Below are 16,760 nucleotides of genomic sequence, written 5' to 3' on the forward strand. Positions count from 1 at the left end.
CCTTCAGCGGCTCTCTGCCTTGCGCAGGACCGACTCGAACTGCTTCCCCAGCGCTCGTGGCCCGGCGATGGGGATCAGGGCGGCGACGAGCTTGCCCCTGAACGAGTTGGGCAGCCGCGTGAGCGAGACGTGCAGGTCGGTGCCCCCGGCCGAGGGCACCAGCTCGTACCGCCAACCGCTGCCCGGTCCCCACAGGTTCGACTCCAGGGTGTCGATGGTGACGACGCCGGAGGAGGCGTTCCACGAGTAGCGTTCGCGCTCCCAGCCCATGCCGGTGCCCTCGGTCACCTCAGCCCAGTCCGGACCCTGTGCGTGGACCGTGAAGTGGGCCTCGTCGACGTTCGGCCACCACCGGGACCGGTCCGGGCCGAAGTCGGTGATCACGGCCATGACCGCGGTCGGCGACAAGCTGGTGTGGACGGTGAACCTGGTGGTCGCCATGCGCAGTGCTCTCCTTTTCTCGTGGGAACTTGCGGGCCTCGGTGAACCATCATCCGCCATCCGAGCACGAAGCTCCGCCGCCCTACCGACCGGTTGACCCGGTGGTGGGGCGGCGGAGCCCTGCTCCGATGCGCCTGACGTCACTTGACCTCGGCGCGGCGGACGATCAGCAGCCCGATGACCATGGGCAGGAGCAACCACAGGCCACCGGAGACTGCGAGGTGCTGCCACTGCTGGCTGGAGAGGTTGCCGTCGAAGAGGGGCATCTGCGAGTAGTTGAAGTCGGCCCACGGTTGCAGGTCGGCGAACCACTTCTGGTTCGCCGCCAGCAGACCGAGCAGCGGCGGCAGGACGAGGGTGTAGACGAAGTACGTGACGATCGCGCCAGGGGAGTTGCGGATGAGCAGGCCGAGCATGAAGCCGAAGACCATTCCGAGGACGCTGCCCAGGACGATCGTCGCGAAGTGGCCCACGGAGACGTTCCAGACCGGGTCCACGCCGGCGATGGCACTCCCGACGACCGTGCCGAGCACGCCGACGACGAGGGCGACGAACATCGACGCGACACCCACCGTGATGGCTGCGAGGAACTTGGCCCTGAGCACCCGACCGCGGTGCGGCACGAGGGTGAAGGTCGTCAGCCCGCTGCGCTGGCTCCACTCGCTCGTCACCGCGAGGATCCCGATCATGGGCAGGATCACGGTCATCGGCGCTCCGATCGCTGCCGCGAAGTTGTCGTAGGTGAGCTGGTCGTCGGGAGCGAACACGATGATGGCGGCCGTGGCGAGCACGCTGGTGATGACGATGCTGGCCATCAGCCAGAAGCCCGAGCGGGTGTCGAACATCTTGCGCAGCTCGACCCCGACGATGCGGGTCAGCGGGATCCGCGCGGCTGCTGTGCGCGTGCGGGGGGCGGGGGCGGCCGACTGGGAGGTCGGGGTCCGCAGGACGGTGGTGGTCATGCTGCTGCTCCTTCGCGCTGGGTGTCTGTCGTGAGCTCGAGGAACATCTCCTCGAGCCCGGCCCCGTCGGCGGTACGGAGCTCGGTGAGGACCAGGCGTGCGGCGAGCGCGATCTCGCCGACCTGGTCGGGTGCGGCGTCGGTGTGCACGCTGCCGTCTGGGTGGGGCGTGACGGCCAGGCCGGCATCCGCCATGGCCCGCGCCAGCGCGGCGGCGTCGCGTGCCCGGACCACGGTGCCGGCCGATGCGAGCAGGTCGGACTTGGTGCCCTGGGCCACGATCCGTCCGTTGCCGATGACCACGAGGTCGTCGGCGATGACCTCGATCTCGTGGAGGAGGTGGGAGGAGAGCAGGACGGTGCCGCCCTGGTCGGCGAACCCTCGCAGCAGGTCACGCATCCATCGGATCCCGGCCGGGTCGAGGCCGTTGGCGGGCTCGTCGAGGATGAGGACGTGCGGGTCGCCCAGGAGGGCGGTCCCGATGCCGAGGCGCTGGCGCATCCCCAGGGAGTAGTCGCGGACGCGCCGGTCGGCCTCGTTGTCGGTGAGGCTGACGAGCTCGAGCATCTCCTGGACCCGCGCCCGGGGCAGGCCCATCGTCCGCTGGGCGAGCGTGAGGATCTCGCGTCCGGTGCGGCCGGCGTGCTGTGCGGAGGCGTCCAGCAGGACTCCCACCTCGCGGCCCGGGTTGGGCAGGTCGGTGAACCGCTGTCCATCGACGGTGGCGGTACCGGAGGTGGCCGGGGTGAGGCCGACGATGATTCGCATGGTGGTCGACTTGCCTGCGCCGTTGGGGCCGAGGAAGCCGGTGACGCGGCCCGTGGCCGCGGAGAACGAGACGTCGTTGACGGCGGTCAGTCCACGTCCGTAGGTCTTCGTGAGTGATTCGACAGTGATCATGCCGAGAATCGTGGCGCTGACAGCCACGTGGACACATCGGGGACAGACCCCATGCTCACCCTGAGGCGACCCTGATTCCTCCTCAGGGGCGGTCGATCTCGGCGAACACCGGCCGTCCGAGGGTCGGGTCCTCGAGCAGCCGGCCGAAGTCGGTGGTGTTGCGCGAGATCGAGATGAGCAGTCGTCCGTCGGCCAGCGCGATCCCGGGGTGGGCGAGCGGCGCGTACTTGAGCTGTCCCGACGGGTCCTGGAACTCCGCCCTCGTCCCACGCTGAGCGGCCCAGGGGCCGACGGGCGACTCCGACGACCACGCGTAGACCGTGTTGCCGAGGTCGCCGTCCCGCTTGGAGACGATGACGAAGTGGCCGTCGACGGCGTCGACCGACAAGGTCTGGGAGACCCCGCCCTCGGCCGCGAGGACCACCGCAGCGCGATCCTGTTCCGACACCCAGGCCGCGCCGTCCCAGAACTGCCACGTGGAGCGGTCACGCGCGGCAGCCACCGGTGCGCGGGCGGCATACAGCGCTCGTCCGAAGGAGTGGCGAGTGGGGAGCCGGGTGCCGTAGACGTAGAGCCAGTCACCACTCACGGTCATCGCCGAGCCCCAGTTGACCTGGTCGGGCGCGGGGCTGTCGGGGGTGATGTCCAGCTGGTGCCGCAGCTGCGGGGCCCCACCGGTGGGCACCTCGAAAACCGTTGCGCTGCTGCCGAGGTACGTGAAGTCGAAGCTTCCCGCAACGCCACGACGGATGCGTGCGGTGGTGACGACGAGGAAGTCACCGTCCGGCCTCGACAGCGACACCACCGACATCGGCCAGTGGACGACGCCATCGGCGCGGTCGGGGATCGCCGGTCCCCGCGCTGAGGTCTCGACCTGGGACGTGCACAGTCCGCTCGTGACCAGCATGGAGTTGGCCACGATCCGCGGGGAGATCCCTTCGCGGCGCACTGTGTCGCCGAAGACCCACACGATCCGCTCATCGGGAAGTCGGGCACTGGCGCCGATGTCGCCGGCCTGCCACAACGGCAGGTCGAGGCCCGCGACGATCCGGTTGAGCTGGCCGACCGTCACCGTGGGCGGCCTCCCTGTGGAGGTCGCCACCGGGCAGGTCGGGGTGAGTCGGGGGTATGCCGGGGTGCCGGCAGGCGGTGCCGGCGCACCGCTTGGTGAAGGGGCGGAGCACCCCACCAGGGCAAGGAGGACGATTGCCGCGCTGGCCGCGAAGGGGATGGCGCGCCGCATGCAGGCAATCCTAGGGAAGCGACACGCCGACCCAACATGTGGTGCCGCGCTTTGGGCCAACCACCCGCATATGGTGTCTCTCGCTGGTCCGAAGGCCGCGCAATCGGTCTTCGGGGCAAGAGGGAACCCGGTGAGATTCCGGGACTGCCCCGCAGCGGTAAGCGGAAACGACCGCCGTCATCAAGCACTGCTCGCACACGCGGGTGGGAAGCGACGGCCAGTAGGAACCGAGTCGGCGACCCACCAGATCCGGGTCGCCGGCACGACACGTCCGCGAGTCCGAAGACCTGCCAGCGACCGTGCACACCGTGCGCGGTGAGTCGTGGCCTCGAGGGCGGGTCACACGACATGCGCAGCACCGCACCCCGTCGCCCTCGGCGACGCGCGTGGCTGCGTTGTCGTCTCCTCCTCGCGTCCGCGGCACCGATTCGCTCGCGAGGAGAGAGCAGTGACCGACACCAGCACCGACGTGGTCGACAGTGACGTCGTCCACCCCCCTGAGGCCGCCGAAGCGACGACCGCCCGACGCGCGACGATGGCCGTGCGCAAGCGCAACGGCGACGCCGAACCCGTCGACGTGATGAAGATCGTCCGCGCCGTGGAGCGGTGGTGCGACGACCTCGCCGAGGTCGACCCCATGGCGATCGCCACCCGGACCATCAGCGGCCTCTACGACGGAGCCACCACCGCCGAGCTCGACCGACTGTCCATCCAGACGGCGGCAGAGATGACCGCGGCCGAGCCGGAGTACTCCCGGCTCGCAGCCCGGTTGTTGTCGAACTACATCGACAAGGAGGTCCGCGGGCAGCAGATCGCGTCGTTCAGCCAGGCCGTCCGCCTCGGGCACCTCGAGGGACTGATCGGTGACGAGACCGCTGCCTTCGTCGAGGCCAACGCGCGCAAGCTCGACCACGCCGTCGACGTGTCCAACGACCGGCGGTTCGAGTACTTCGGGCTGCGCACCGTCTACGACCGCTACCTGCTGCGCCACCCCGACACCCGGTTGGTCATCGAGACCCCCCAGTACTTCCTGCTCCGGGTGGCCTGCGGCCTGTCGCACACACCTCAGGAAGCGATCGCCTTCTACCAGCTGATGGCCTCGCTGGCCTACCTGCCCAGCTCTCCCACCCTGTTCAACTCCGGCACGCGGCACACCCAGATGTCCTCCTGCTACCTCGTCGACTCGCCCCAGGACGAGCTGGAGTCGATCTACGACCGTTACACCCAGGTCGCCAAGCTGTCCAAGTTCGCTGGTGGCATTGGGATCTCGTGGTCGCGGGTGCGGTCCCGTGGGGCGCTGATCCGTGGCACCAACGGTCACTCCAACGGCATCGTCCCGTGGCTGCGCACCCTCGACTCGTCGGTCTCCGCGGTCAACCAGGGCGGTCGCCGCAAGGGAGCCGCGTGCGTCTACCTCGAGCCGTGGCACCCCGACATCGAGGAGTTCCTCGAGCTGCGCGACAACACCGGCGAGGACGCCCGCCGAGCGCACAACCTCAACCTGGCCAACTGGGTCCCGGACGAGTTCATGCGCCGCGTCGAGGCCGACGAGCAGTGGAGCCTGATCGACCCGAACGAGGTGCCCGAACTCCCGGACCTGTGGGGTCCGGCCTTCGAGGCTGTGTATGCCGCGGCGGAGCGCGACGGACGCTTCGTGCGCCAGGTCAGCGCTCGCGAGCTCTACGGCAAGATGATGCGGACCCTGGCCCAGACCGGTAACGGCTGGATGACCTTCAAGGACGCCAGCAACCGGACGTGCAACCAGACCAGCGACGACCAGGTGCCCGGCGCGCCGGTCGTCCACCTCTCCAACCTGTGCACCGAGATCATCGAGGTCTCCAGCAACGACGAGACGGCCGTGTGCAACCTGGGTTCGGTCAACCTGGCCCAGCACCTGACCGGTGGTCGCGACGCAATGGACTGGGACAAGCTGCGGGCGACCGTGCGGACGGCCGTGACCTACCTGGACCGCGTCATCGACATCAACTACTACCCGTCCGCCGAGTCCGCGGCGTCCAACCCGAGATGGCGGCCCGTGGGCCTGGGCGTCATGGGCCTGCAGGACGTGCTGTTCGCGTTGCGGCTGCCGTTCGACTCGTCCGAGGCGCAGGAGCTGTCCACCCGCATAGCGGAGGAGGTCTACCTGTCGGCACTGGAGCAGTCCGCGGAGCTGGCGGGCGAGCACGGCCCGCACCCGGCATACCAGCAGACGCGCGCGGCGCGCGGTGATCTGCAACCCGACCTCTGGGGTGTCACGCCGACTCAGACCCGGCGCTGGGAGTCGGTGCGGAACGCCATCAAGGAGAATGGACTTCGCAACTCGCTGCTCATCGCCATCGCGCCCACGGCAACCATCGCCTCGATCGCGGGCGCCTACGAGTGCATCGAGCCACAGGTGTCCAACCTGTTCAAGCGCGAGACACTCTCGGGGGAGTTCCTCCAGGTCAACACCGCCCTCGTGCGCGAGCTCAAGGCACGCGGGCTCTGGACCCCCGAGGTGCGCGAGGCGATCAAGCGCAGTGACGGCTCGGTCCAGGGCATCACGTCGATCCCTGCAGACGTACGGCTGTTGTTCCGCACCGCGTGGGAGCTGCCTCAGAAGTCCCTCATCGACATCGCGGCTGCCCGCCAGCCCTACATCGACCAGAGCCAGTCGCTCAACCTGTTCCTCGCCTCGCCGACGATCGGGAAGCTGAGCTCGATGTACCTCTACGCGTGGAAGGCCGGCCTGAAGACGACCTACTACCTGCGGTCCCGCCCAGCCACCCGCATCCAGCAGGCGACCATCTCCGTCGCCGCGCCCATCCCGACCGTCCCCGACGAGGAAGCCGTCGCGTGCTCCCTCGAGAACCCCGAGAGCTGCGAGGCCTGCCAGTGAGCATCGACCAGACCACCACCGACACGACCGTCGCGACCGACCACTCGGCCACGCGGATGCTCCTCGACCCGGGGATGAACCTGACGTTGCGGCCGATGCGCTACCCGCACTTCTACGAGCGCTACCGCGACGCCATCAAGAACACCTGGACCGTCGAGGAGGTCGACCTGCACACGGACCTCAAGGACCTCCAGCGCCTCACCGACGCCGAGCGACACCTCGTAGGGCGGCTGGTGGCGTTCTTCGCCACCGGCGACACGATCGTGGCCAACAACCTGGTGCTCAACCTCTACCAGCACATCAACTCCCCCGAGGGGCGGCTCTACCTCAGCCGCCAGCTGTTCGAGGAAGCCGTGCACGTGCAGTTCTACCTGACCCTGCTCGACACCTACGTGCCCGACGAGCAGCAGCGCCAGGAGGCCTTCGCCGCGGTCGACAACATCCCGTCCATCAAGGACAAGGCCGACTTCTGCTTCCGCTGGATCGACTCGGTGTTCGACCTCGACAAGCTGGAGACCAGGGAGCACCGACGGGCCTTCCTGCTCAACGTGATCTGCTTCGCCGCCTGCATCGAGGGGCTGTTCTTCTACGGCGCCTTCGCCTACGTCTACTTCCTGCGGTCGCGCGGCCTGCTCAACGGGCTGGCGAGCGGCACCAACTGGGTGTTCCGCGACGAGTCGATGCACATGGCGTTCGCGTTCGACGTCGTCGAGACGGTGCGGCGCGAGGAGCCGGACCTCTTCGACGACGACCTCGCCGCACAGGTGCGGGCGATGATGCGCGACGCCGTCGACGCCGAGGCGCAGTTCGCCGAGGACCTGCTCGGTGGAGGCGTGGCCGGCCTGTCCGTCACCGACATGCGCACCTACCTCGAGTCGGTCGCCGACCGGCGGCTCGAACAGCTCGGGCTCGACCCGGAGTACGGCTCGAAGAACCCGCTGGCGTTCATGGAGCTGCAGGACGTCCAGGAGCTGTCGAACTTCTTCGAGCGTCGCGTCTCGGCCTACCAGGTCGGGGTGTCCGGCTCGGTCGCCTTCAACGAGGAGTTCTAGGAGGGGGCCGCCAGGGCTGGCTCACCACCAGCCCTGACGATGACGTTCATGCCGTAGACCGACGCGATGGCGGTGACGGGCAAGGTGATCGCCGCGATGACCGCGAGGCGTTCCATCGCGACGGTCATCTTGGTCGTGACCCGGGTCTGGTAGAGCTCGATCACGCCGAACAGGAACTGGCTCTCACCGTCAGCGAGGCTGCGGACCCGGTCGAACTGCTCGGACAGGTCGCGGGCGTGCCGCCGTGACTCGTCGCTGGCGAACCGCTCGAGCGAGGCCAGCCGCCCGTAGACCTCGTGGGCCTGCCCAGCCTGGGTTCGGGAGATGAGCAGCTCGTGGCGCAGCAGGAACAGCTCCTCGAGCAGCTCCTCGGGCTGGTGGAAGTCCGAACCCATCACCCGCATCTCCAGGGCCGGGAGCCGGCCTGCGACAGACTTGACCGCCGCGCTCTGCCGACGGGCCACCGCAGACCCGATTGCATAGGACAGCTCGCTCGGGGTCCTGGGGCGGAACCGTCCGGCCTCGATGCGTTCCCGGACGGTCCTGGTCTCCTCGGTGGCGTCGAACAGGGAGACCGCGGGATTGCGCGGACCGTGCACGGTCACGAGGTAGCGGGTGCCGACCAGCTGGTCGAGCTCGAGCATGTGCACGTGCCCGCCCTCGCCGGCCAGGGGCGTGTGCACGATGACGAAGGTGTGCTCCTCGTAGCCGTGCACGGAGGGGACGAAGTTCCGCTCACGACAGGCCTTCACGACCATGGGGTGCGCATGGAACCGCTCGCGCAGCACCGCCTCCGCGGCGTCGTCGAACTCGGGGACGTCCACCCAGACGAACCCGTCGTCGCGCTGCAGCAGGGCGTCGACCTGGGCGACGTCGTGCTCCTCGAGCCCGGCCTCCGACACCCAGCAGGTGCCGATCATGGTGGTGTGTCTCGACCCGTGGCTGGCGAGCGTCCGGCCTCAGCCGGTGAAGCTCGTCTCCAGGGTGATCGGGATCTTGAGGGCCTGGCTCACCGGGCAGTTGGCCTTGGCGTCCTGGGCCGCCTCCTCGAACTGCTCGGCGGTGATGCCGGGGACGTTCCCGACGACCGACAGCGCGCTCCCGGTGATGCCGGTGCCCGGCTGGAACGTCACGGTGGCCGTGGTGTCCAGCGACGTCGGGGGGTTGCCACCCTTGGCGAGCACGTTGGACAGGGCCATCGAGAAGCACGTCGAGTGCGCGGCGGCGATGAGCTCCTCGGGGCTCGTCTTGCCGTTCGCCTCCTCGGCGCGGGAGGGCCATGACACGGCATACGTCCCGATCCCGGAGGACTGGAGCTCGACCTGGCCCGAGCCCTCCATGAGTGAGCCTTCCCAGTGGGCGGACGCGGTGCGGGTGGTGGCCATGGGCACTCCTTGCTGAGCGGACGTGGGACGACTACCTGCCCAATCTAGGCGCTCGACCCACAACCGCAACGGGCAGGGACGAAGGACCCTGTGGCGTCGACCGTCCGGGAGCCACTCTGGAGTACCAAGCAGTAGACCCCTGACATCCATCGAAAGAGGCAAACATGCTGGTCCGTGAGCTGGTGACCCGAGACGTGGTCTCGGTGCTGGACGGCTCGGCGCTCGACGCGGCTGTGCGCGTCCTGGCCGAGCACCACGTCTCCGCCCTGCCCGTCGTGGACGCCGCAGGCCGGGTCGTCGGCATCCTCAGCGAGGCCGACATCCTGCGGCTCCACGTCGCGACCGACCCGCGGGCGCACCTCCGGCCCGTCGATGACGGCCGGCCCGAGCCGTGGCCATCCGCCGTCCACGAGGTGATGAGCGCCGACCCCCTGGTTGCCCACGAGGCGAGCGACGTGTCGGAGGTTGCGCGGATCCTGGCAGACACCGGGTGGAAGAGCCTTCCGGTGGTGGGTGAGCACGGCGAGCTCACGGGCATGGTCAGCCGCAGCGATGTCATCCGGGCCCTGGCCACGCGTGACGCCGACATCTGGTTGCGGGTCGTCCGCGACGTGGCGGAGCTGGACCGGCCTGCCTGGGAGGTGTCGGTGGCTCGTGGGGTGGTGACTGTCACCGGGGTGCTGGGCCGGAGCGACGCGCGACTCGCAGCGTCCGTCGTGGCGACAGGTCCGGGGGTCCGGGACGTGGTCGTGGAGGTCGAGACGGACCCAGGGGATCGACGGGCCGACGAACACCGGTCGGGGTAACGCCTGCCACCCTACGATGGGGCGTGTGGCAGACCAGGAGACGCAACCGGCGCAGGGGCCTGGCACCATCGCGCGGCTCTCCGGGCTCGACCTCGACGACCTGATCGCCGAGCTGAGGTCCCGGGCCGGCAGCGCGCGGACGGCGCAGCAGCGGCTCGAGGCCCTGCTCGATGCCGTGGTGGCGGTGACCTCGGACCTGGAGCTTGCAGCGGTCCTGCGGCGGATCGTGGAGTCTGCCTGCCAGCTGGTCGACGCCACCTATGGCGCCATGGGGGTGCTCGGCCCCAACGGGGAAGAGCTCATCGAGTTCGTCACCCACGGCATCTCGGACGAGGACAGGGCGGCCATCGGTCCACTTCCGCACGGCCGGGGCCTGCTCGGGATGATCATCACGAGCCCCCACCCCCAGCGGGTCGACCGCATCAGCGACCACCCGGACTCCTACGGCTTCCCCGCCAACCATCCCGAGATGACGAGCTTCCTCGGGGCGCCGGTGCGGATCCGCAAGGAGGTCTTCGGCAACCTGTACCTCACCGACAAGCGCAACGCGGAGCGCTTCAGCGAGGACGACGAGACGATCCTCACCGCCCTCGCCGCAGCAGCCGGGGTGGCGATCGACAACGCACGGCTCTACCACCGCAGCGTCACGCAGCAACACTGGGGCGAGGCCACCCGCGACCTCGTGTCAGCCCTGCTGGCAGGCGGGTCGGAGGCCGATGTCCTCGCGGACGCCGTCGATCGCGTCCTCGTCCTCACTGGTGCCGAGGGCGCGCTGATCGCCCAGCCCACCGGTCGCGACCTGGTTGTCGTGGCGTCGGCGGGACCCAAGGCGGCCGGGGTCGGCACGATCCTGGATGACGCGGAGACCCGCGCCACCCTGACCGCGGCGCCCAGCGAACCCGACCCGGCGGCGGACCACGTCGTCGTGCCCCTCTCGACGGGCGGACCGCAGGCCTTGGGGGTGATGGTCGTCCACGGGCTGCCTGTCGAGCTCGGTGGCATCTCGGCACCCCTCCTCGACTTCGCCCAGCGACTGGCAGTGGGCCTCACCGCAGCCAGTGCGCAACGCGAGAAGTCGCGCATTGACCTCCTCGAGGACCGCGACCGGATCGCCCGGGACATGCACGACCACGTCATCCAACGGCTGTTCGCCACAGGCATGTCGTTGCAGTCCGCGAGTCGCCTGACCAGCGAACCGACTGCCCGCGAACGCATCGAGACGGCAGTGGACGAGGTCGACGCCGTCATCAAGGACATCAGGCACACGATCTTTGCGCTCAACCGCGCCCCTGACGCCCGCAGTCTTGCGGCCGAGGTCACCACCATCTGCGAGGGCGCGGCCGTGAGCCTGGGCTTCGCGCCGTCCTTCACCATGCGTGGGAGCGTCGCCGACGTTCCTGAGCACATCGCGGCCGACCTGTTGGCGGTTGTGAGGGAGGGGCTCAGCAACGTCGCGCGGCACGCCCGGGCCAGCCAGGCCGAGGTCGTCATCGAGGTGTCCGACACAGTGCTGGTGCGGGTCCGGGATGACGGCGTCGGGCTGCCGTCGGACGCCAACCGGTCCGGGCTCGACAACCTCGCGCGCCGGGCGCACGGCCGCGGGGGCCGCTTCGAGCTCGCTCCGGTCGCCACCGGCGGCACGGTGCTCGACTGGGAGGTCCCACTCCTGTCGGAGGGCTGAACCGACGCAGGGACCTTCGCCCCTGTCTTCACCGGTGCGCCGGGCGCATTCTCGGTGCATGACGTCTCACCTCGACAGCCCACCCAGGACCGGTCGCGCCCTTCCGTCCACCGGACTCGTCGGTGCCCCGGTCATCGTCGGGTTCGACGAGAGCGCCGCGTCCGTGGCGGCGGTTCAATGGGCTGCGACGGAAGCCGCACGGCTCGGGTCGGAGCTCATCGTCCTCAGCGCCTCCGATCCACCAGTCCAGACGCCAGTGGGCGCCGGTGTGATCCGCCCGGTGCCCGACCTGTGGAGCCTCAGTCGGGCGGCGGCCGCACGGGGCGTGGACCTTGCCCGGTCGTGCAACCCCGACGGTGCCATCGGGGCCGTGGGGGTCGTCGGCGGTCCTGCCGGCGAGCTGGTCGCACGGTCCAGCGAGGCCGGGCTCGTGGTGGTCGGGCGAAACCGGCGAAGCGCCCTCCAGGCAGCCGTCCTCGGGTCCGTCTCCTTCGCCGTGGCCCTGCACGCCCGGTGCCCCGTGGTCGTGGTGGGCGAGGGCGCGGAGAGACACCCGGGCACATCGTGGCCGGTTGTCGTCGGTATCGACGGGTCCCGTCCGGCACTGGCCGCGGTGGCCCTCGCCGTCGAGTTCGCCCGCAGGTGGCAGGCACCGCTGCACGTCGTGAGCGCTTGGCGCGCGCCATCGGTCACGGCGTGGCCCGACGGACCGGACGACGTGTCCTTCTCGTCATCGGCGCAGCCGTGGGTGTCGGTGGCGCACGCAGCCGTCGACGAGGCCATCGCGCAGGTACGCTCCGTCGACCCCGACCTGACGGTCACGGGGTCCGTCATCGAGGGGCGCGCCGACGACGTCCTCGTCGAGCAGTCCCGTCGTGCGGGCCTGGTGGTCATCGGGAGTCGCGGGAAGGGCGGTTTCGCGGGCCTCATGGTGGGCTCGGTGAGCCACGGCGTGATGCGTCGCTCGGCCAGCCCCGTGGTGGTCGTGCGTCGGGGTTCCCTGTGATCCGGCCCGATGGCCTGAGCGCCGCTACCGTGTGGACGTGGCGTCCCCCTCCGTCGACTGCGCGCATCGGTAGGCTCGTGGACGAGAGGGAGTGATCAGTGGTGGGCATCACCGTGTTCTTGCTCGACGACCACGAAGTCGTGCGACGTGGCCTGCGCGAGCTGATCGAGGTGGAGGACGACCTGGAGATCGTGGGTGAGTCGGGGTCGGCGCACGAGGCCAGCCGCCGCATCCCCGCCCTCCGACCCGATGTCATGGTCCTTGACGGGCGGCTCCCAGACGGCTCGGGGATCGACGTGTGCCGCGACGTCAGGTCCGTCGACCCGAGCATCCGCGCGATCATCCTCACGTCCTACGACGACGAGCAGGCGCTGACCGCCGCAGTGGCGGCCGGAGCGGCCGGCTACGTGCTCAAGGACGTCCGCGGTGCCGACCTGGTCACGTCCATCCGGCGGGTCGCCGCGGGGGAGTCCCTCCTGGCCCCCGACGTCGTTGAGCGGCTCCGTCAGGCCTGGGGACACGAGCAGCCGGCCGATCCGCGGCTGGCGGCCCTCACCCCGCAGGAACGCCGCATCCTCGACTGCATCGCGCAGGGCCTGACCAACCGGCAGATCGGTGACTCGCTGTCACTGGCCGAGAAGACGGTGAAGAACTACGTCACCTCGGTGCTCGCCAAGCTCGGGATGGAGCGCCGCACTCAGGCTGCGGTCTACATCGCCGGGCAGGGAGTCAGACCAGCTCGCGACCAGTGATGCTCTGGGTGCGCACCCTCACCCAGGTGCTGGGTCCCTCGTGGGATGGCACCCACGGCATGCGGGCCACCGAGTCCAGTCGTCGCACGTCCGCTTCGTCTTCGACGAGCATGGCCGTTCCCTGGACCAGGACGCTCCAACCCTTGTGGGTGGCTGCATCGAACCAGTCGACCTCGAAGGCCACGACGTCCCGGTCGATGGCGACCTGGAGCTTGGAGTCACCCGCGGTGCGGAAGCAGACGTCCACCCCGTCGAGGGTGTGCACGACTGGCAGGATGGCCAGCTCTCCGTCGAGGTGGAAGGCGAGGCGACCGACGGGGACCTGTGCCAGTCGTGAGAGGCACTGCTCGAGGTCGAGGACCTCGAGGCCCGTGTGGTCAGTGGGCCTGACGACGTCGGACATCACGGTGCGTCTGCTGGGGGTGGACGACATGGCTCCTCCTCGGCTCGGGCCGGCCGGCCGCTGGCCTCTGCCTTCAGGGTTGTCCGGCGAAGTGGCCGGCGACAGGGACCTTGGACCCTGACCACGGCATACCCGGGCGCGTCACTGTGGACCCATGGACACGCACCGCGACGACACGCACCGCACCTCGCTCCACACGTACGAGCAGCACGAGCAGCCCGGGGAGAGCCCGGCGGAGGTGCTCACGGTGGCCCAGTGCTGGGCCAGGCTCCGGCAGGGGGTGGTCGGGCGCGCGGCGGTCATCCACGACCGACGTCCCGACATCTTCCCGGTCAACTACGCCGTCGACCACGGGTCGCTGGTCTTCCGCACCGGGTCCGGCACTCTCTTCACCTCATCCGACGGCGCCTTCGTCGCCTTCGAGGTGGACGGCTACGACACGAGTGACGCGACGGCGTGGAGCGTCGTCGTGCGTGGAGTCGCCCATGAGGTCTACGACCTCGACGACGCGCTGGACGCGCTCCGCCTGCCGCTGTACCCGTGGCACGACGCTCCCAAGCCGCGGATCATGCGGATCCACCCGGACTCGGTGTCCGGACGTCGGTTCGCCGTGCGGGGTGGGCACGTCTCCGCCGACCCTCCGCACACGAGGCAAGACGAGTGACCCGCGGCCAACTCAAACCCGCCCCGAGATGACGGGACCTTAGGCCCTGATCCGACGCACTCAGCCACGCGAAAGTTGTTCTGTCAGAACCAATACCACGGTGCCAAGCACCACTGGAGGAATCACCACCATGCGACGACGCACACTCGACGCCTTGCTCACGACCGGCGGTCTCATCGTCGCCGCGGTCCTCCTGGTTGCCGGGGGACTGATGACGTGGGCGAGCAGCTTCGTGGACAACGAGGTCCACTCCCAGCTGGCGGCCCAGCACATCAACTTCCCCGCCAAGGGCAGCGAGCAGCTCAACGACCCGCTGGTCAAGCCCTACCTCGAGCAGTACGCCGGCCAGCAGCTCACCACGGGTGCGCAGGCAAAGGCCTATGCGGACCACTTCATCAAGGTCCACCTCAACGAGTCGACCGGTGGCAAGACCTACTCCGAGCTGAGCGCCGCGGCCCGCGCCAACCCTGACGACCCGAAAGCCAAGGCCATGGTCGACCTGGCCTTCAAGGGCGAGACCCTGCGCGGCCTGCTGCTCAATGCCTACGCCTTCGGCACCATGGGCAAGATCGCGATGTATGCCGCGTGGGCCGCCTTCCTCGGCGCGGCGGCGATGATCGCCCTGGCCCTCCTCGGCTTCATGCACCTGCGCCGGGTACCGGTCGAGGAAGAGGTCGGTGTCGGCTCGCGCCGCACCGCGCCGAAGCCCGCGATCGCCTAGCCCGACCGGTCAAGGACCAGAGCCCCCGTTCCCCCGGAACGGGGGCTCTGTCGTGCCCGGCCGTCTGACCCGGCTACACCGAGTCAGAACGCGGTGTAGCCGCCGTCGGCCACGAGTACGGACCCGGTGACGAACGAGGACGCGTCGCTGGCCAGGAAGATCACCGCCGGGGCGAGCTCATCGACGGTGCCGTAGCGCTGCATGGGGGCGTCGTCGATCCAGTGCTGACGGAACTGCGGGTCGTCGACGGGGGACATGTCCGTCTTGATGTAGCCGGGGGCCAGGGCGTTCACGCGCACCCCGTGTGGAGCCCACTCGGCGGCCAGGCTGCGCGTGAGGTGGTGCACGGCCGCCTTGGAGGCGTTGTAGGCCGGCTGCCACTGCGGCCGGTTGACGATGAACCCCGACATCGAGCCGATGTTGACGATCGACCCGGAGCGCTGCGAGACGAACTGTCGGCCAAAGATCTGCGAGCACGTCCACACCGCGTCGAGGTTGACGGCCATGACCGCACGCCAGTCCTCCGGCGTCACGTCGAGGGCCGGCGCGTGGACGCAGGCGCCGGCGTTGTTGACCAAGACGTCGACCCGGCCGTGGAGGGACAGGGTCGAGTCCAGGACGCGCTGCACGTCCTCGGCCACAGTCACGTCGGCCGCCACGAAGTCTGCCCGGATGTCGTTGCCTCGCAACGAGTCCAGCACATCTTCAGCCGCCGCGGTGTCTCGTCCGACCAGCATGACGGAGGCGCCTGCGTCGCCGAGGGCCTGGGCGAACCCGGCGCCCAGGCCTCGGGTCGCGCCGGTGACGACGGCGACCCGATCAGCCAGGGAGAAGCGGTCGAGTGCATTCATCCGACCAATCTAGATCTCGGGTAACACACGCGACACCGGTGGCCGCACGGCATACCCGCGCAGCGATCACCGCGGACCGGCGCTGGCTCACCGACCTGTCCTGCTAGGGCGCGAGGAACTGCACGCGGGTGTTGTCGGAGAACCGCACGACGAGGGTCGCGCTGCCCTGGTGGTACGGACATGGGGTGACTCGCTCGGTGCAGGGCACGAGGAACATCCGGTCGCCGTTCTGCACCAGCAGCCGCAGACCGCGGTACCGGTACCGGAAGGTCTGCCCCTCCTCCGTCTGCAGGGCCGCCTCGGAGACGTCGGCATTGCGCAGGTAGAGCCGTTCGCGGGTGTCGAGGACGACCCTCGGCAGCTCGTTGAGCCGACCGGCCTGCTCCTGGCCCAGCCCCGTGCCCGACCACTGCGCGAGCGTCGCGTTCGTCCAGAAGACCGCGGCGGCGACTGTGAGCCACAGGGCGACACGCAGGCGGACCGTGCCGTGCCGCTGCCCCATGGCGTATGCCGTGATGCCGGCTCCCAGCGCGAGGAGGACGGGGGCGACGAGCGGGTAGTAGGTCCACCGTCCGGAGACGGGGTACGAGAACAGCACCACCAGCCCGACGCCGAGGATGGTCGTGCCCACGATGAGAGTGGCCCGGGCGTGTCCGGTCAGTCGGGGCCCGAGCCAACGGTTGACGGCGACGCCACCCGCCACGAGGAGGAACAGGACGAGCACCGGCACCAGCAGCGGCTGAGGGCTGCGCATGACGAAGGCCTGCGTCGACAGGCCGATGGTGTCGACGTCCAGGCCGAAGTAGAGGTACTGCGCCCGCGTCGAGACGTATCCGAAGTAGAAGAGCAACGCACTGAGCGCGGTCGCGGGAGCCACGATGTTGCCCGCGAAGCTGTAGACCCGGTCCCACGACAGCCTGGAGGTGCTGGCGGAGGTGTCAGGACTGGCGACGGTGCTGGGGCTCCCGGGAGCGTCGTCGTCCTGCGCCCCCGGTCGGCTGGGCTCGGTTGCCATC

The 16,760-nt window shown here is 69.6% G+C and carries 17 protein-coding genes and 1 riboswitch; of the genes, 8 read left to right on the top strand and 9 right to left on the bottom strand.

Features of this window, described 5'->3' with window-relative positions; genetic code table 11:
- Positions 1-3: 3 nt before the first annotated feature.
- The 4 genes from AC1DS4_RS13900 to AC1DS4_RS13915 all read right to left on the bottom strand — a co-directional run bounded on the left by AC1DS4_RS13900 (position 4) and on the right by AC1DS4_RS13915 (position 3,545).
- Complete coding sequence (locus tag AC1DS4_RS13900; protein WP_477632209.1) at positions 4-441, bottom strand: SRPBCC family protein; 438 nt, start codon at positions 439-441, stop codon at positions 4-6.
- A 140-nt stretch (positions 442-581) separates the two neighbouring features.
- Positions 582-1,403, bottom strand: coding sequence for an ABC transporter permease (locus AC1DS4_RS13905; RefSeq protein ID WP_477632208.1), 822 nt, complete (start codon positions 1,401-1,403; stop codon positions 582-584).
- Positions 1,400-2,302 (bottom strand): ATP-binding cassette domain-containing protein, encoded by a 903-nt coding sequence (locus tag AC1DS4_RS13910; RefSeq protein ID WP_477632207.1) that lies wholly within the window; start codon positions 2,300-2,302, stop codon positions 1,400-1,402. The genes AC1DS4_RS13905 and AC1DS4_RS13910 overlap by 4 nt, the downstream gene beginning before the upstream one ends.
- Positions 2,303-2,384: 82 nt before the next feature.
- On the bottom strand, positions 2,385-3,545 hold the full coding sequence (locus AC1DS4_RS13915) for a DUF4185 domain-containing protein (RefSeq protein WP_477632206.1): 1,161 nt from the start codon (positions 3,543-3,545) through the stop codon (positions 2,385-2,387).
- A 67-nt stretch (positions 3,546-3,612) separates the two neighbouring features.
- Positions 3,613-3,854: riboswitch (cobalamin riboswitch) on the top strand.
- Positions 3,855-3,993: 139 nt separating this feature from the next.
- Between AC1DS4_RS13915 and AC1DS4_RS13920 the strand changes: the two genes are divergently transcribed.
- The gene (locus AC1DS4_RS13920) at positions 3,994-6,423 is read left to right on the top strand and encodes a ribonucleoside-diphosphate reductase subunit alpha (RefSeq protein WP_477632205.1); all 2,430 of its coding nucleotides are present in this window, start codon (positions 3,994-3,996) and stop codon (positions 6,421-6,423) included.
- The gene (locus tag AC1DS4_RS13925; RefSeq protein ID WP_477613062.1) at positions 6,420-7,475 is read left to right on the top strand and encodes a ribonucleotide-diphosphate reductase subunit beta; all 1,056 of its coding nucleotides are present in this window, start codon (positions 6,420-6,422) and stop codon (positions 7,473-7,475) included. The genes AC1DS4_RS13920 and AC1DS4_RS13925 overlap by 4 nt, the downstream gene beginning before the upstream one ends.
- Here the strand turns inward: AC1DS4_RS13925 and AC1DS4_RS13930 are convergent.
- Positions 7,472-8,395, bottom strand: coding sequence for a CorA family divalent cation transporter (locus tag AC1DS4_RS13930; protein ID WP_477646052.1), 924 nt, complete (start codon positions 8,393-8,395; stop codon positions 7,472-7,474). The genes AC1DS4_RS13925 and AC1DS4_RS13930 overlap by 4 nt on opposite strands.
- Positions 8,396-8,434: 39 nt before the next feature.
- A complete protein-coding gene (locus tag AC1DS4_RS13935) occupies positions 8,435-8,860 on the bottom strand; it encodes an OsmC family protein (RefSeq protein ID WP_477613060.1) in 426 nt (141 codons plus the stop codon).
- Positions 8,861-9,024: 164 nt separating this feature from the next.
- Between AC1DS4_RS13935 and AC1DS4_RS13940 the strand changes: the two genes are divergently transcribed.
- The 4 genes from AC1DS4_RS13940 (at position 9,025) to AC1DS4_RS13955 (ending at position 13,105) form a co-directional block, all read left to right on the top strand.
- The gene (locus AC1DS4_RS13940) at positions 9,025-9,666 is read left to right on the top strand and encodes a CBS domain-containing protein (RefSeq protein ID WP_477632203.1); all 642 of its coding nucleotides are present in this window, start codon (positions 9,025-9,027) and stop codon (positions 9,664-9,666) included.
- 25 nt (positions 9,667-9,691) lie between these two features.
- Positions 9,692-11,347, top strand: a complete 1,656-nt coding sequence (locus AC1DS4_RS13945; RefSeq protein ID WP_477613058.1) for a GAF domain-containing sensor histidine kinase — start codon at positions 9,692-9,694, stop codon at positions 11,345-11,347.
- A 58-nt stretch (positions 11,348-11,405) separates the two neighbouring features.
- Positions 11,406-12,353 (top strand): universal stress protein, encoded by a 948-nt coding sequence (locus AC1DS4_RS13950; RefSeq protein WP_477613057.1) that lies wholly within the window; start codon positions 11,406-11,408, stop codon positions 12,351-12,353.
- Positions 12,354-12,451: 98 nt separating this feature from the next.
- Entirely contained in the window at positions 12,452-13,105 is a 654-nt protein-coding gene (locus tag AC1DS4_RS13955; protein WP_477613056.1) for a response regulator, read from the top strand.
- Here the strand turns inward: AC1DS4_RS13955 and AC1DS4_RS13960 are convergent.
- A complete protein-coding gene (locus tag AC1DS4_RS13960; RefSeq protein ID WP_477632202.1) occupies positions 13,083-13,538 on the bottom strand; it encodes a pyridoxamine 5'-phosphate oxidase family protein in 456 nt (151 codons plus the stop codon). The genes AC1DS4_RS13955 and AC1DS4_RS13960 overlap by 23 nt on opposite strands.
- Before the next feature lie 124 nt (positions 13,539-13,662).
- Between AC1DS4_RS13960 and AC1DS4_RS13965 the strand changes: the two genes are divergently transcribed.
- Complete coding sequence (locus AC1DS4_RS13965; RefSeq protein WP_477632201.1) at positions 13,663-14,172, top strand: pyridoxamine 5'-phosphate oxidase family protein; 510 nt, start codon at positions 13,663-13,665, stop codon at positions 14,170-14,172.
- A gap of 130 nt (positions 14,173-14,302) precedes the next feature.
- Entirely contained in the window at positions 14,303-14,893 is a 591-nt protein-coding gene (locus AC1DS4_RS13970) for a hypothetical protein (protein WP_477632200.1), read from the top strand.
- A gap of 83 nt (positions 14,894-14,976) precedes the next feature.
- On the opposite strand, the gene AC1DS4_RS13975 is transcribed toward AC1DS4_RS13970, so the two are convergent.
- Entirely contained in the window at positions 14,977-15,744 is a 768-nt protein-coding gene (locus AC1DS4_RS13975; RefSeq protein ID WP_477613052.1) for an SDR family NAD(P)-dependent oxidoreductase, read from the bottom strand.
- Positions 15,745-15,847: 103 nt separating this feature from the next.
- Complete coding sequence (locus AC1DS4_RS13980; RefSeq protein ID WP_477632199.1) at positions 15,848-16,759, bottom strand: hypothetical protein; 912 nt, start codon at positions 16,757-16,759, stop codon at positions 15,848-15,850.
- Between the last annotated feature and the right edge of the window lies 1 nt (position 16,760).

It is taken from the genome of Pedococcus sp. P3_C7 (genome assembly GCF_056402615.1).